Annotated in this window: 14 protein-coding genes and 1 tRNA gene; 14 read left to right on the top strand and 1 reads right to left on the bottom strand. The window is 52.8% G+C overall.

The window, feature by feature from the left end; translation table 11 throughout:
• Positions 1–8: 8 nt before the first annotated feature.
• The 10 genes from FYJ78_RS08940 to abc-f all read left to right on the top strand — a co-directional run bounded on the left by FYJ78_RS08940 (position 9) and on the right by abc-f (position 11,764).
• Complete coding sequence (locus tag FYJ78_RS08940; protein ID WP_195847937.1) at positions 9–2,720, top strand: sigma-54-dependent transcriptional regulator; 2,712 nt, start codon at positions 9–11, stop codon at positions 2,718–2,720.
• 162 nt (positions 2,721–2,882) lie between these two features.
• Complete coding sequence (locus FYJ78_RS08945) at positions 2,883–3,197, top strand: PTS sugar transporter subunit IIB (protein ID WP_154621057.1); 315 nt, start codon at positions 2,883–2,885, stop codon at positions 3,195–3,197.
• A gap of 6 nt (positions 3,198–3,203) precedes the next feature.
• Complete coding sequence (locus tag FYJ78_RS08950; protein ID WP_154621058.1) at positions 3,204–4,526, top strand: PTS sugar transporter subunit IIC; 1,323 nt, start codon at positions 3,204–3,206, stop codon at positions 4,524–4,526.
• 58 nt (positions 4,527–4,584) lie between these two features.
• The gene (locus FYJ78_RS08955) at positions 4,585–4,914 is read left to right on the top strand and encodes a PTS lactose/cellobiose transporter subunit IIA (protein ID WP_154621059.1); all 330 of its coding nucleotides are present in this window, start codon (positions 4,585–4,587) and stop codon (positions 4,912–4,914) included.
• Positions 4,911–5,996 carry a DUF871 domain-containing protein gene (locus tag FYJ78_RS08960; RefSeq protein WP_154621060.1) on the top strand — a complete coding sequence of 362 codons (1,086 nt, stop codon included), beginning with the start codon at positions 4,911–4,913 and terminating at the stop codon, positions 5,994–5,996. The genes FYJ78_RS08955 and FYJ78_RS08960 overlap by 4 nt, the downstream gene beginning before the upstream one ends.
• 61 nt (positions 5,997–6,057) lie before the next feature.
• Entirely contained in the window at positions 6,058–7,305 is a 1,248-nt protein-coding gene (locus tag FYJ78_RS08965) for an S-layer homology domain-containing protein (RefSeq protein ID WP_154621061.1), read from the top strand.
• A gap of 226 nt (positions 7,306–7,531) precedes the next feature.
• Positions 7,532–9,193, top strand: a complete 1,662-nt coding sequence (locus FYJ78_RS08970) for an EAL domain-containing protein (protein ID WP_154621062.1) — start codon at positions 7,532–7,534, stop codon at positions 9,191–9,193.
• Positions 9,190–10,035: a carcinine hydrolase/isopenicillin-N N-acyltransferase family protein gene (locus FYJ78_RS08975; protein ID WP_154621063.1), complete on the top strand. Its 846-nt coding sequence runs from the start codon at positions 9,190–9,192 to the stop codon at positions 10,033–10,035. The genes FYJ78_RS08970 and FYJ78_RS08975 overlap by 4 nt, the downstream gene beginning before the upstream one ends.
• 18 nt (positions 10,036–10,053) lie before the next feature.
• Positions 10,054–10,130: transfer RNA gene (locus FYJ78_RS08980), tRNA-Pro, on the top strand.
• Positions 10,131–10,207: 77 nt separating this feature from the next.
• Positions 10,208–11,764: a ribosomal protection-like ABC-F family protein gene (gene abc-f / locus FYJ78_RS08985; protein WP_154621064.1), complete on the top strand. Its 1,557-nt coding sequence runs from the start codon at positions 10,208–10,210 to the stop codon at positions 11,762–11,764.
• 137 nt (positions 11,765–11,901) lie between these two features.
• Here the strand turns inward: abc-f and FYJ78_RS08990 are convergent, their stop codons facing one another.
• Entirely contained in the window at positions 11,902–12,447 is a 546-nt protein-coding gene (locus FYJ78_RS08990) for an NADH peroxidase (RefSeq protein WP_154621065.1), read from the bottom strand.
• 303 nt (positions 12,448–12,750) lie between these two features.
• On the opposite strand from FYJ78_RS08990, the gene tsaE reads away from it, so the two are divergent.
• Genes tsaE through tsaD form a run of 4 tightly spaced genes read left to right on the top strand, consistent with a single transcriptional unit; the run spans position 12,751 to position 15,459 of the window.
• Complete coding sequence (tsaE, locus tag FYJ78_RS08995) at positions 12,751–13,233, top strand: tRNA (adenosine(37)-N6)-threonylcarbamoyltransferase complex ATPase subunit type 1 TsaE (protein ID WP_154621066.1); 483 nt, start codon at positions 12,751–12,753, stop codon at positions 13,231–13,233.
• Positions 13,214–13,948, top strand: a complete 735-nt coding sequence (gene tsaB / locus FYJ78_RS09000) for a tRNA (adenosine(37)-N6)-threonylcarbamoyltransferase complex dimerization subunit type 1 TsaB (RefSeq protein WP_154621067.1) — start codon at positions 13,214–13,216, stop codon at positions 13,946–13,948. Before tsaE ends, tsaB begins: the two co-directional genes overlap by 20 nt.
• The gene (gene rimI / locus FYJ78_RS09005) at positions 13,948–14,400 is read left to right on the top strand and encodes a ribosomal protein S18-alanine N-acetyltransferase (RefSeq protein WP_154621068.1); all 453 of its coding nucleotides are present in this window, start codon (positions 13,948–13,950) and stop codon (positions 14,398–14,400) included. Before tsaB ends, rimI begins: the two co-directional genes overlap by 1 nt.
• Before the next feature lie 21 nt (positions 14,401–14,421).
• Positions 14,422–15,459 (top strand): tRNA (adenosine(37)-N6)-threonylcarbamoyltransferase complex transferase subunit TsaD, encoded by a 1,038-nt coding sequence (gene tsaD / locus FYJ78_RS09010; protein ID WP_154621069.1) that lies wholly within the window; start codon positions 14,422–14,424, stop codon positions 15,457–15,459.
• Positions 15,460–15,477: the final 18 nt, after the last annotated feature.

Genomic DNA, 15,477 nt, shown 5'->3' on the forward strand with positions numbered 1-15,477 from the left:
AAAAGTGGGTGAGTGACTTGAGTCGTTGCGACGATATTTTTCAGGAAATTCAGACATGCCCGGAGGCATCGACCGGGATTACGGCCCAAGAGCTGTGCAGCCGGACTTCTCTGGACCGGGCGGGAGCGAGCCGTTATCTGAATCAGCTCTGCCGGACAGGAAAGCTCGAAAAGATGAACGGGCGGCCGGTCCGGTATCGTCTCCGGCGAAAGAACGGGGAGGGGCAGGAGGACGGGGAAGATTTGCCGCGCATTGTCGGCATGGACGGCAGCCTGAAGATGGCAGTCCGTCAGGCCAAGGCGGCTATCCTCTATCCGCCGTACGGCCTGCATACCCTGATCCTCGGCGAAACCGGCGTGGGAAAGTCTATGTTTGCTGAGGCTATGCATGATTTTGCCTGCCGGTCCGGTGTCATCCGGGAGGATGCGCCGTTCATCCGGTTTAACTGCGCTGATTATGCCGATAATCCTCAGCTGCTGGTCGCGCAGATCTTTGGCGTGAAAAAGGGAGCGTACAGCGGCGCGGAAAAAGACCGGACCGGTCTTCTTCAGGAAGCGGACGGCGGCATGTTTTTCCTCGATGAAGTACACCGCCTGCCGCCGCAGGGGCAGGAAATGCTGTTCACATTTATCGATAAAGGTGCATACCGGCCGTTGGGGGATACCGGCGCCATGCGGAAGGCCAGCGTGCGGATCGTAGCGGCGACGACGGAAGACCCCCGGTCTTCGCTGCTCGGAACTTTTACGCGCCGCATTCCCATGACGATCACACTTCCTCCATTGCGGGAACGTACCATCGAGGAGCGCTTTGCCCTGGTGAAACATTTCTTATGTATGGAAGCCGGGCGTCTGCAGCATGAGATTTACGCCGAATATCATGCGGTTTTATCGTTCCTCCTTTATGACTGCCCCAATAACATCGGTCAGCTTCGCAGTGATGTACAGCTGGCTTGTGCGCAGGCTTTTCTGGTGCATCGGCCGGATCCTTCATCGTACGTTCTCATCCGGCAGGAAGATTTGCAGGCGAGAGTTAAGCGGGGGATTTTGCATTTCGCGGAACGGCGCGGTGAGATTCAGGAATTTTTGGATCAAAATGAAGACATCATGGTGTTCCGGCCGGATGGAAACGAACATCAGCCTGTTGCTTCCGGCGCCTCAAACAGTCTGGACTTTTACAGCGTGATCGCCTGCCGGGCGGATAAGCTGAGAGCACAGGGAATGACAGAATCAGAAGTGCGGGCGCTGGTCAACGTAGATATCGAGCAGCACTTCCGCCGTTATCTCAGCGATCTGCCGGAACGGTTCCGACGCGATGAACTGGCCAAGGTCGTTCCTGGCGAAGTCATTGATCTGGCGGAAGAATTGCTTCTGATGGCTGAAAAGGAATTGGAGCGCGAATTCGATGAAAAGGTTTATTACGGGCTGACTCTGCATCTGAGCAAAAGTCTGGAACGGATTCGTTATGGTTCACCGATCTATCATCCGCAGCTCAATCATGTGCGCAAGCAGTATCGGCAGGAATTTCAGACGGCAATGCACTTGGCACATCTCATCGAGGACCGGTTTCAGATCGAAGTGCCTTTGGATGAGATCGGATATATCGCGATGTTTTTGATCCCATCCGGAACGCGTGGCGAAGAAAATCCGCAGGCCATGGTTCAGATTCTGGTCCTTATGCACGGGCCGGCCGTGGCCAGCGGAATGGCGGAGGTTGCCAATACACTGGCCGGTATCGCGGTGGCCAAAAGTCTCGACATGCCGTTATCAATGAAGGTGGAGGATATTTATGAGCAGGTGCGGCTTCTCCTGCGTCAGCTTCCGCTGGAACGCGGATTTCTTCTGTTGGTGGACATGGGATCATTGAGCAATTTCGCGGGACTTCTTCAAGAGGAATTCGGTGTGCCAATCCGCTGTCTGGATATGGTAAGCACGCCCATTGTGATCGAGGCGTGCCGGAAGGCGGCGGAAGGCTGCAGTCTGGAGGAAATCTATCGTGACTGCCGGGAGACAGGGCGTTACCGCCTGCAGCCCGTACCGGACGGCACGAAAAAACCATGGATGATCGTTACGGCTTGCTTTACGGGGACGGGAACTGCGCGTTATTTGAAGGAATATCTGGAGAAAGAGCTGGATGGACAGGATATGGCGATTGAAGCGCTGAATATACTGGACCGCAATGATTTCTGCTGCCGTATGCAGACGCTGAGTAAGAATTGGCAGATCGTGGCAGTCGTGGGAACGGTGAATTTCCCAGTGGACCGCATCCCCTTTTTCCCTGCAGCGGATATTCTGGCGGGCAGCGGTCTCGGGGCGCTGCGACGGATCCTGAAAGAACGGCGGGATGATGAGCGGATTCGCCAATCTCTTCAGGCGCATTTGAAAGGCATGGATGTTGGACGGGATCTGGATCAGGCGAAACGGTTCCTTCAGGTCATGAAACGGCGCCTGAATTTGAATTTGACGCAGGATGTTTGTACCGGCATTGCCATTCATCTGCTGTTTATGATCGATCGTATTCTGAATCAGCGGGTTCCCTGCGATTTTCCAAACTGTGCGAAGTACGAGGAAGAACATTTGCAGGCATTTGCAGCTGCTCGCGAAGGCGTGCAGGCATTGGAAAAAGAACACCGGATGGTGATTCCGGATGAAGAGATTGCCTTTTTGGTACGCATGTGTCTGGAAAATCATCAGGAATGTCGGATGGATGAGAATAGTGTGTAAGAGAAAAAATAGTGTGTAAGTTCTTTTGCACACTATTTTTTTTTGCGGAAATACTGCGCGCCCTTATACCATGCGCTCTGGTGAGAAAAAGAAGGCGGGGAAAAGTTGGCATGCCAATTGCAGTATATCAAGGTGAAGCCGAAAAAAGGAAGGAGTGGTTCGATGAAAAAAATCTTACTCGTATGTTCGGCCGGGATGTCTACGAGCCTCATGGTGGCTAAGATGAAGGAAGCTGCGGAGGCGTCCGGGGAATCGGTCCGGATTATGGCTTCGGCGGAAGCGGATCTGGAGGAAAATTTGGAGGGAGTGAATCTGGTTCTTCTCGGGCCGCAGGTACGTTATCTGGAGGCGAAGCTGCGGAGCCGGGTGCCGGCGGAAGTGCCGGTACGGGTCATCGACAGCGTGGATTACGGCACGATGAACGGTGCGAAAGTGCTGGCTGGGGCGATGGCAGAAATCAAGGGAAGGGAAGGATAAACAAAAATGGGAGCAGTCATAAAATTTCTGGAAACCTATTTTGTCCCGATTGCGGGGAGGTTCGGTTCACAGCGACATCTGGTGGCAGTGCGCGATGGTTTTGTTTCGATTACGCCGCTGATCCTTGTCGGTGCGTTGGCTGTGCTGATCAACAGCTTTCCGATCGATGCTTATCAGCATTTGATGGGAGCGGTATTCGGCGGAGAAAATTGGAAAAGCTTCGGCGGAAATCTGTGGACAGGAACCTTTGCGGTCATGAGTCTTTTGGCGGCAATCAGTACCTCGTTTCATCTGGCGAGATTCTATAAGGCGGATTCCCTGGCGGCAGCGCTGCTAACCTTTGGCTGTCTGCTGATGCTCTATGCGCCCTCGGCGAAAGATCCGGGTGCGCTGCCGTTTACTTTCCTTGGCGCACAGGGGCTGTTTGTCTCTCTGTTCACAGCGCTGATCGCTACAGAGATTTTCGTTCATTTGGCAGGAAATCCCCGTCTGATTATCAAGATGCCGGCCGGTGTTCCGCCGGCGGTGGCCAAGTCTTTTGCCGCGCTGATTCCATCTATGGCCGTGCTGGCTCTGTTCGGCTTTTTGAAATGTATTCTTGTTACGGTGGGCGTGACGGATCTTCATCAGGCGATCTTCCAGCTGATTCAGGCGCCGATTTCCGGTCTGGCAGATCAGTATGGTTCGGCGCTTCTGGTCGCTTTTCTGGTGCATATTTTGTGGTTCTTTGGCCTTCATGGCACCAATATTTTGGGCCCGCTGCTGAATGCGGTATATCTTCCGGCTATTAATGATAATATCGCGGCGTTTCAGGCTGGCCAGCCGATTCCGCATATTGTCACGATTCCCTTTTTTGATGCGTTTGTCTGGATGGGCGGAGCCGGCTGTACGATCGGTTTGGTTGCAGCTATCTTCATCGCCGGCAAGCGCAAGGCAAACCGCAGCATCGCCAAGCTGGGAGCGGCGCCGATCGCCTTCAATATCAATGAACCCATTATGTTTGGTATGCCGATTGTTTTGAATCCGATTTACCTGATTCCCTTTGTCCTGACACCGCTGGTTCTGGCAACTACGACTTATGTGGCGATTTCAACGGGGATTGTTCCTCGTACGATCGCTATGATGCCATGGACCACGCCGCCGATCATTGGGGGCTTTCTGGTCACAGGATCGGTTATGGGAGCGCTGCTTGCGGCCGTGAATCTGACGATTTCGATCCTGATTTATATTCCATTTGTCATTATGGGCGAGCGCTATGAGGCGAGAGAGGAAGCGGAGAGAGAGACTGCTGCCGGCGCAGGTGCGGATGCGAAGTCAGGAAGGATATAACGGTAGTTATGCCAATCGATCATTTATCCGTTGATCGGAGACTAAAGGTGGGAAAAGTATGGAAACAAAGGATTCTATGGAAGAAATCATTATGAAGCTCATCGTGGAAAGCGGGGAAGCAAAATCCGCGGCGTTCGAAGCCATTCATGCGGCCAGAAAGGGGGAGTTTAAGCAGGCGGAAGAGCGGCTGAAATTTGCTGGCATGCATTTAATGGAAGCACACCATCGGCAGACCGCCTTGATCCAGCAGGAAGCAGCAGGTGAGCGCCATGAAGTATCTTTGTTGATGGTTCATGCACAGGATCATCTCATGACGGCGATGGTGGTACGCGATCTGGCACAGGAATTTTTGGCATTGTATCGGAAAGGTGAGGAGAAGGAAGCATGACAAAACGTGTAGGCATTTCGATTTATCCGGATCAGGAACGTCTGCAGGATACGCTGGATTATATCGATCTGGCAGCCGGATATGGGTATCGGCGCATCTTTACTTGTCTGATTTCTGAGGCAGGGCGCACTCTGGAGGAAACGGTGGCGTCTTTCCGAAAGATTACAGCCCGCGCCCGGGCGCAGAATATGGAGATTATTGCCGATGTGGCTCCGGAGGTATTTCAGCGATTTGGTGTGAGCTGGAAAGATTTGCGGTTCTTTCATCAGCTGGGATTGTCCGGCATCCGCCTGGACATCGGGTTCAGCGGGCTGGAAGAGAGCATCATGAGCCTGAATCCTTATGGCTTGAAGCTGGAACTCAATATCAGTAATGGCACGGGCTATTTGGAAAACATTCTTTCCCAATGCCCGGATAAAACAAAACTTACAGGCTGCCATAACTTTTATCCGCATCGCTATACCGGGTTGGGCATGGAGCATTTTCTCAAGACCAGCCGGTGCTGCAAAAAACATGGAATCCATACGGCGGCTTTCGTCAATGCGCCGAGCGCAGATCATGGTCCATGGCCGGTGCATGAAGGCCTGTGCACATTGGAACAGCACCGCAGTCTGTCGATTGCCGCGCAGGCTAAGCAGCTGTTTGCGACGGGGCTCATTGATGAGGTGATTATCGCCAATGCGTTTGCGAGCGAAGCGGAACTTGAGGCGCTGGCTGATGTGCCGCGGGAGATTGTGACGTTCCGACTGGACGTGGAAAAGGGGATCCATGATACTGAGCGCAGGATATTGTTTGAGGAACTGCATTTTAACCGGGGCGATGTATCCGACTATCTTATTCGCTCTACCCAGCCGCGCGTCAAATACGGCGGAGAAGATCTTCCGGCATGGAATACGCCGGATCTCCTGCCGGGTGATGTGGTGATTGAATCGTCTGCTTATCCCCGTTATGCCGGGGAATTGCAGATAGTGAAACGGATGATGCCAAACAGCGGCCGGTCCAATGTCGTAGCGCATATTGTGGAGGAGGAGCGCTGTCTGATTGATGGGATCGCCCCCTGGCAGAAATTCCGGTTTGAGTGAATCTGACTTAAATATTATCAAAATATAAAGAATTATCATAATAAAAAGGGAGAGAATTTGGATGAAAAAGAAAATAGCAGCAGGTTTTCTGTGTACTATGATGCTCAGCGGAACAGCTCTGGCCAATCCTTTCGATGATGTGCCGAAAGACCACTGGGCTTATGACGCGGTGCGGCAGCTGGCCGATGATGGGATTATCGACGGATGCGGGGACAACTTGTTCCATGGTGACCGGCCGATGATGCGCTATGAGATGGCTGCGCTTGTTGGAAGGGCGATTTCGCGTGAAAAACTGGGATCGCCGGCGGATCAGGATGCCATCCGGAAGCTGTCCGGAGAGTTTTCCGATGAACTGACTGCATTGGGCGTCCGCGTTCAGACCGTAGAGCAGGAAACCAGCGGGGTGCGCAACCTCAAGATCAGCCATTGGTTCCAGACGGAAAATACTTATGGCGATACGACGGCGGCCGGCAAAGACAAAGCGCATGAATACGAACTGGAATACCGTCTTACGGCAGAAAAGCAAATCAGTCCGAAGCTTTCTGCAACGATGCAGATCGAAACCCAGACCTATTGGGATCAGGATCACTGGCGGGCGGAACGACAGGATGACGGCGTTTATACGCGGCTGGCATTCCTCAAATATCATCCGGATGAACGGACCGAATTATCCGGCGGGAAAAATGCCTACTGGCTGGCAGGCGGCTTTTTGGGCGACGACTTCGTCAGCGGCGTGAATCTTTCTCATCGATTCGGCCGCGATGTCAGCGTTCAGCTCCTTTATGGCTACTACAATGGTTCACAGAGGGCCAAGACGGATTTTCACAGCAATATCTTTTATGGCGGCATAAACGGAAAACTGGGCAGGGCGGATCTTGGCGCGCATTACCTGACCGGATCCAAAGGGCTGGCTGATCCGGGGCAGGAGGCGCGTATCTGGGCCGTCACCGGCGGCATGGATCTTGGCCGCAGCGGTGTAAACCTCTCTGCCGCTTATGGTGAAAACAGCGCGGAGGATAAGGACAATAAATTCGCGAAAATCCAGCTTTATAAGAAAATCGGTACGGTGGATACCTTTGCACAATACTGGAATCAGCAGAAACGGATCAATCTGCCGATGGAGAATGGAAACCATCTGACCTGGTGGGGCGATGAATACAATACGGACGGTCATGATGGATACCGCCTGATCCTCGGACAGCCGGTAAGTCCGAACTGTTATGCTGAAGCATGGTACGGAATCTATAACAACAAGACTACGGATGAAACCGGCCGCAAATATGGCTGGGCGCTGACCTTCTCCTATTGATTTTCCAGGATAAAGAACTCTCTTTCATATAAAACAGCGGGAGTATACGGCTGATTAGGCCGTACACTCCCGCTGTTTTATATGCCCGGTCTCGGCGCTTTTTATGAAAAGATAAACGGAAGATCCATCTGCCGGGGAGACGAACTTTTTTCTTGATTCTTGCCGGAAAAAGCACTATTATGTTATCGAAAGATGTAAAAGAGAGGGAGATACAGGGGGAATCCGTATGCAGAAAGACCCAGGCAGATTTGTCCGGGAACGTTTTGACCAAGCAATAAAAAATCAGGATATTAAGGTGTATTATCAGCCGGAAGTGCGTGCGCTGACTGGGCGCATTTGCGGCTTTGAAGCGCTGGCACGCTGGATCGATCCCGTGGAGGGGATGATTTCACCCGGAGCATTTATCCCGGAGCTGGAGGCTCAGGGGAGGATTCATGAACTGGATCTTTATATGATTCGCCAGGTTTGTGCGGGGCAGCAGCGCATTGAACGTGCCGGATTGACACTGACGCGTACCTCGGTCAATCTGTCGCGGCTGGATTTTGAAGCCTGTGATATTTTTTCCGAAGTAGAGGCGATTCGTCAGGAATATGGCCGAAAGATCGGTTATTTAAATATTGAGATTACGGAAAGCGCATTCAACCGGGATGACCGGGCGCTGGCCGAGGGAATGAAAAAGTTCCGGGAAGCCGGGTATCAGGTATGGATGGATGATTTCGGCAGCGGATATTCTTCACTGAATAATCTTAAGGATTATACCTTTGATTTGCTGAAGATTGATATGGAGTTTTTGCGCGATTTTGAAGAGAAGCCGCAGTCCAAGGTGATTCTGGCTGCCATCGTGAATATGGCGAAGCAGCTCGGGATTCATACGTTGGCCGAGGGGGTGGAGACACAGACGCAGGTTGCTTTTTTGCGCGATATTGGCTGTGAAAAACTGCAGGGATATTATATCGGCCGTCCCGCTCCGATGGATGAGGATATCATGAGCGGGCGAAAGGAGGCGGAAGATATCGAGGATGCGACAGAAGATGCCTATTATGGCGATATTGGCAGCTTAAATGTCCTCAGTTATTTTCCGCTGCAGTATACAGATTCCGGCTATGACATTGTGAACAGTCAGAAGCTGGCCATTCTGGAACTGGACCATGAGGGACGGTTTCGCTATTTGTATTGCAACAAGGCGTATACAGATTTCCTCCGGGAGTCCGGATTCCGGCGGATAGAGGATTCCCTGACCTGTCTCAATGACAATCCGGGCGGGACAGAGCGGAATTTCCGACATATGCTGCTGCGCTGCGGGAAATCTGGCCAGCTGGAAGGGATGGATTGCGTTCTGGCTGGCAATGTCTGCAACATAAAATGCCGGCTGCTGGCGGAAAATACTCAGACGGGATATCGTACTTATGGCGTCGTGCTGACGAATTTTTCGGATTTTACGCTGCTGCATCAGGCCGATGATATTCATCGGGTACTGTGCCATATGATCAGTATCTACAACCGCGTGGATTTGTTTACGGAATCCGGAATGGTGGAGAACGTTTATCTGGAGTCCATGCAGGGGCGCATCACGGATGATGTTCATTCTGTTTCGGAGGTTTTGGAGCGGTATGCCAAAAGCTATATCGTCCCCGAGGAGCGGCAGTCGTTTTATCGCTTCTATGATCTGGATACGGTAGAAGACCGGGCGACGCGGGCGAATAAGGATCATGTGACCGGATTTTTTCATTCCTATGATGAAAGCGGCAGGCTCAGCTTGCAGATGTATCTTTTGATTCCGTTTATCATGGATGGACGGAAACTGATTTTGTCCTGTGTTCGTGATATTGACGGAGTTGGGATGGCTTTGCCGGAAGATATCGTGGAAATTATGGAGGCGTGTCAATGAAGCGGATCCCGGTGATTTTCCTGCTGGCGGCATTGCTCAGTTTGCCTGCTCTGCCGGCAGCAGCCTGTACACTGTATGCGGCGGCGGGGCGTGATGATGTGCAAGGCGGCGGAACGATTCTCGTGAAGAATCGCGACTGGCGCCCCCAGCATCAGGAGGTCCGGCTGGTGGACGAGGGCGGCTGGCGGTTTTATGGCCTCTTTGCCGGAAACGGTACCCGTAAAGCGCTGAAAGGCGGCGTCAACGAGCAGGGACTGGCCATCGTTTCTGCCTCGGCCAGCTCGATTCCGCGGGAGGAGCGTTTGGGCGCTGTTCATCGTGCCAGCATGAAAACGATACTCAAACGGTATACGACGGTAGAGGAAGTTCTGCAGCATAAGGAGCTTTTTGCCGGAGCCAAGTTCCTCATGCTGGCGGATCGGAGCAGGATCGCTTATGTGGAGATCACGCCGGATAATCGGATCCGGGTGCGCGAGACGGCGCGGGGAACCCTCGCTCATACCAACCATTATCTGGAACCGTCTTTTCAGTCGTACAATAAACGGCATGGAACGTCCAGCATGGTGCGTCTTGTGCGTATTCGCACATTGATGGACCAAACAAAGCGTCCTTATCAGATGGCGGATTTTATCCGCTTCAGCGAAGACCGCCATGCCGGTCCGGACAACAGCATCTGGCGCAGCGGCAGCACAAGGGAAGGAACCCAGACGCTGGCGGTTCTGGCCATCCGCATTCCGCCCGCCGGATTGCCGGAGGTGTATATCAAATACCGGGCGAACCCCGACGATCAGGACCGGGAACAAGTCATTCAGACATTTCCCTTTACAAGCGGGGAGAAATGACGTATAATATTTACTGTTCGGGACGTAGCGCAGTTTGGTAGCGCGCTTCCTTGGGGTGGAAGAGGTCGCCTGTTCAAATCAGGTCGTTCCGACCATTTATGAAAAATGAGAGCTGTCCGTAGCGGATGGCTCTTTTTTCGTCGATGGAACATGAATGGGAAAGGAAGAATGTATGAGTATCTTGAACGTATCCCATCTTTCGCACAGCTATGGCGGACGTGAAATTTTTGAAGATGTCAGCTTTCGGCTGCTCAAGGGAGAGCATGTCGCTTTGGTCGGCGCAAATGGCGAGGGGAAATCCACCTTTCTGTCGATTATTACCGGACGGCTCACGCCGGATGCGGGAACGGTGGAATGGGCAAAACGGGTGAAAACCGGATATCTGGACCAGCATACTGTGCTGCAGCCCGGCATGACGATACGGGAAACATTGCGCACGGCCTTTGACGACATGGTGAAGGCTGAGCAGGAGATGCTCGCGGCGTATGACAAGATGGCAGAAGCGTCGCCGGAGGAAACCGATCGCCTCATGCAGGAGGTCGGAGATATTCAGGATATGCTGGAAGCCGGCAGCTACTATACGATTGACGCGCGTATCGATGAAGTAGCGGGCGGCCTCGGCTTGCGTGATATCGGTCTGGAACATAAAGTGGATGAGCTGTCGGGCGGACAGCGGACGAAGGTGCTTCTGACAAAGCTTTTGCTGCAGAATCCTGAGATCCTGATTCTGGATGAGCCGACGAATTATCTGGATGATGAACAGGTTCGATGGCTGCAGCAGTATCTTGCGGATTACCCCAATGCGTTTATTCTGGTTTCGCATGATATTCCCTTTCTCAATGCGGTAACCAATGTGATTTATCATGTGGATAATCTGCATTTGGAGCGTTATACGGGAAGTTATGAGAAATTTGAGGAGATGGCGGCGCTGAAGCGGCGTCAGGAGGAGACCGCCTACGAGCGGCAGCAGGCTGAGATTCGCAGAGAGCAGGATTTTATTCAGCGCAATAAAGCGCGGGTAGCGACCCGGGGGATGGCCAACAGCAGGCAGAAGAAGCTGGATAAGATGGAGGTACTGACGAAGCGGCAGGAGAAACCGAAACCGCATTTTCATTTTCAGTCTGACCGCACGCCGTCGCGTTTCGTTCTCGAAGCGAAGCGGCTGGTATTGGGCTATGATGCGCCGCTGACCACGCCGGTGGATATTCGGATAGAACGGAACAAGAAAATTGCTGTTCGTGGGACGAACGGGCTTGGAAAGTCGACGCTGCTGCGGACCCTGCTTGGAATGATTCCGCCGGTGTCCGGAAAAATCGAGCGGGGAGATTTCGTTTCCGTCGGATATTTTGAGCAGGAGGAGAGCCGGGGAAATCAGAATACGGCATTGGAGGAGTTTTGGCAGGCTTATCCGGGACTGTCGAATTTTGAAGTGCGGGCGGCGCTGGCTTCCTGCGGCTTGACGAACGATCATATCACGACAAAGATGACAGCTCTGTCCGGCGGAGAGGCGGCCAAGGTCAGACTGGCCAAGATTATGCAGAAGCCGGTGAATCTGCTGGTACTGGATGAGCCGACGAATCATCTCGATGTTGAGGCCAAAAAAGAGTTGCGGCGTGCCTTGGAAGAATATAAAGGGACGTTACTGCTCGTTTCCCATGAGCCGGATTTTTACGACGGACTGGTCGACAGCGTCTGGAATATCGAGACCTGGTCCTGCCGGATCGTATGAGCGTATCGTTTGATACTGCGGCGAAAAAAGCATAGAAAAGCGTGGCAGCACAGCGGCGAGAGGGTTTGCCGGCTGTGCTGCCACGCTTTTTCAGATGGTTGTTGATGGTAAATGTTATGATGGGGGGAGAGGAAGGATTATTCCCCGAAATAACGGTCAAACAGTCCTTTAAATCCGCGGCCGTGACGTGCCTCGTCCTTGGCCATCTCATGAACCGTATCGTGAACGGCATCAAGGCCAAGCTGTTTTGCCAGGGTAGCAAGCTCTTTCTTGCCGGCACAGGCACCGTGCTCTGCATCAATGCGCATCGTCAGATTTTTCTTCGTGCTGTTCGTGAGGACTTCACCGAGAAGTTCCGCAAATTTTGCTGCATGCTCGGCTTCCTCAAAGGCATAGCGCTTATACGCTTCGGCAATTTCCGGATAGCCCTCGCGGTCAGCCTGACGGCTCATAGCGAGGTACATGCCGACTTCCGAGCATTCTCCCGTGAAGTTCTGGCGGAGACCTTCGATAATGCGGGGATCTACGTCCTTTGCTGTGCCGACATGATGCTCATCGGCAAAGGTCATTTCACCGGTTTGTTCGATGAATTTGGAAGCCGGCGCCTTACAGATCGGGCACTGTTCCGGTGCTTTGTCCCCTTCGTACACATAACCGCAGACCGTGCAAACAAACTTTTTCATAATAAAACCTCCTGACAGATATCATACACAGAAATTCTTTGCAATGGGTGTTGCTCACTTGCTATGCTTCAATTATAGGTGATGGCATGAGAAATAGAAACGGTTATTTTTAGCTGTATTTTGAAAATAAATCATTCATACTCCGATTTTCTCATCAGAATGTCGATTTTTATAGTATTTTATAAAATATTATTAACAAGTAATTATTATTGATTATATGGCAACATTTACCCATTGACCGCTTCGTGATATAATAAGAAATCAAATGATGATCTGTATGATAATTATAGGAGAGAAGAATTCATGTTTACCTGTATGACGAATTCTCCCGAAGATACTGGTCACCTAGCGGAGCTGGTGGGCCAAAAGATCCGGGAGGGAACTGTTCTCTGTCTGGAGGGCGACCTCGGGGCTGGCAAGACGCTCTTCGTTCAGAGTCTGGCCAGAACCCTTGGCGTCGAGGGAGAGGTGACAAGTCCGACGTTTAATCTCATGAACATTTATGTAGGAATTTGCCGCATCTTTCATTTTGACCTCTACCGGCTGGAATCGGAAGAAGAGCTGGAAGACATCGGTTTCTATGAATATACCGAGGAGCCGGAAGGAATTGTGGTCATCGAGTGGCCGGATAAATTTCCGGAATCGCTGCCGGATGAATACGTGCTGGTTCGTATTGAACGGACTGGAGAGACGGAAGATGCCCGGCGGATTGTTTTTTCCGGTGTGGGAGAACGGAGTCAGGAATTCGTAAAGGAGTTGGAGACTTTTGTCCATACTAGCCATTGATACTGCAACGCAGGTATCCAGTGTGGCGGTGGCCGATGAAAACAGGCTTCTCGCCGAGCTTACCATGCAGGCCAGACTGACACATTCAGAGACCTTGATGCCGCATATTCAGCAGGTACTGCGAATGGCTTCGATGCCGAAGGAGCAATTGGATGGAATTGCCGTGAGCATTGGTCCGGGCTCCTTTACCGGCCTTCGCATCGGTCTGGCGGCGGCGAAAGCCATGGCGTATGCGCTGGATCTGCCCATTGTCGGCATTTCGACGCTCAAGGCGCTGGCCTGCCATTACCCGGTATCGGGGGTTCGGATTGTATGTATGTTGGATGCCCAGAAGGGAAATGCCTACGTCGAGAGTTATCGGTGGGAGGCAGGCCGGCTGGTTACGTTGCAGCCGGTCCGGGTAATGAATATCGTGGAGGCCGTTGAATCCTGCGGCAGGGCCGCGGAACCAGTTGTCTTGCTTGGCGATGCTGTTCAGAAAAAGGTGCGGGGAAAAATTGAGCTGCCACAGGGCGTGACCGTGGCGCCGCCGCACCTCCTGATGCCGCGGGCAGCCTGCACCGCTATGCTGGGCGTTGCGGAGCTGGCCGCTGGGCATCGGGATCCGGTCATGAGCATGGAGCCGGTCTATATCCGCCGCAGCGAGGCGGAGGTGCTTTGGGAAAAGCGGCATCCGGAAGCAGTCCGGAAGGAAAGGCCTGCGGAGGAAATGTGATGGAAGGTAACGAGGTGCATTTTCGGGTCATGGCGCCGGAAGATGCGGATGATGTGGAACGGGTAGAGAAAGCCTGCTTTTCGATTCCCTGGTCGCGCGAGGCCTTTTGGAAAGAGGCCTCCAACGAGAATACGCTGTACTTGCTGGCACTTGATGGCAAAAGGGTCGTCGGGTATGCAGGCTGCTGGATTTCCTATGAGGAAGCGCAGATTACCAACGTGGCCGTGCTTCCGGAATATCGTGGAAAGGGAATCGGCACCCGGCTGTTCGGCGCGGTGATCGATGCCGTGAAGGCAAAGGGCGTTACCGCTATGACATTGGAGGTACGGCCGTCCAATGAGCCGGCGCTCGCCTTGTATGATCGTTATGGATTCAAAGCTGCGGGACGGCGCCCGCATTATTATCAGGATGATGGGGAAGACGCCATCATTATGTGGAATACCAGACTTTAAAGAGAATCGTGGAGTTTAATCATGGAAAAGAATGAAAAAGAAATCCTGACATTGGCCGTTGAATCCAGTTGCGATGAGACGTCGGCTGCTGTGCTGAAGGGGGGCCGGACCGTTTTATCCAATATCATTTCAACACAGATTCCGGTCCATCAGAAGTTTGGCGGCGTGGTGCCGGAGATTGCTTCCCGCAAGCATATTGTAAATATCCTGCCTGTTGTTGATGAAGCCGTCCGTCAGGCAGGAATCCGGCTGCAGGATATCGATCAGGTTGCCGTAACGTATGGCCCCGGACTGGTCGGCGCGCTGCTGGTCGGTGTTTCCGCTGCCAAGGCGCTGGCTTTTTCACTCGATGTTCCGCTCATCGGCGTCAATCATCTGGAGGGGCATATTTTTGCCAATTTCTTGTCTGCGCCGGATCTGGAGCCTCCGTTTATGGCGTTGGTCGTGTCCGGCGGTCATACTGCGCTGGTCGATGTGCGCGGATACAATCATTTCCATATGATGGGGCAGACGCGGGATGACGCGGCCGGCGAGGCATTTGACAAGATCGCCAGGGTTATGGGGCTGCCTTATCCGGGCGGTCCGCGCATTGACGCGCTGGCTGCCCGGGGAAATGCTATGGCTATCGATTTTCCTCAGGCGCTGACCGAGAAAGGAAATTACGAATTCAGTTTCAGCGGGTTAAAATCCGCCGTGCTGAATTATATCAATAGTGAGAAGATGAAAGGACATGCGCTGAATCAGCCGGATATCGCAGCCTCTTTCCAGCGTTCGGTGATTGAAGTGCTTGTCGGCAAGGCGTTTCAGGCTGTTCAGGAAACCGGCCGCAGCACGCTGGTTTTGGCTGGAGGCGTGGCTGCTAACAGCGGCCTGGAACAGCGCCTGCGGGAAGCGGCGGAAAAGCGCGGGGTGAGGTTTTGCTACCCGGATCGGATCCTTTGCACGGATAATGCCGCAATGATCGGATGCCGTGGCTTTTATCAATCGCTGGCCGGCGGATTTAGCGATTTGTATCTCAATGCGGTCCCGGGACTCAGTCTTACGGACAGAAACGAATAAAAGAACAGCGCTGGCTGT

The organism is Wylensekiella montiformis (genome assembly GCF_009697385.1).
Classification (GTDB): domain Bacteria; phylum Bacillota; class Negativicutes; order Selenomonadales; family Selenomonadaceae; genus Selenomonas_A; species Selenomonas_A montiformis.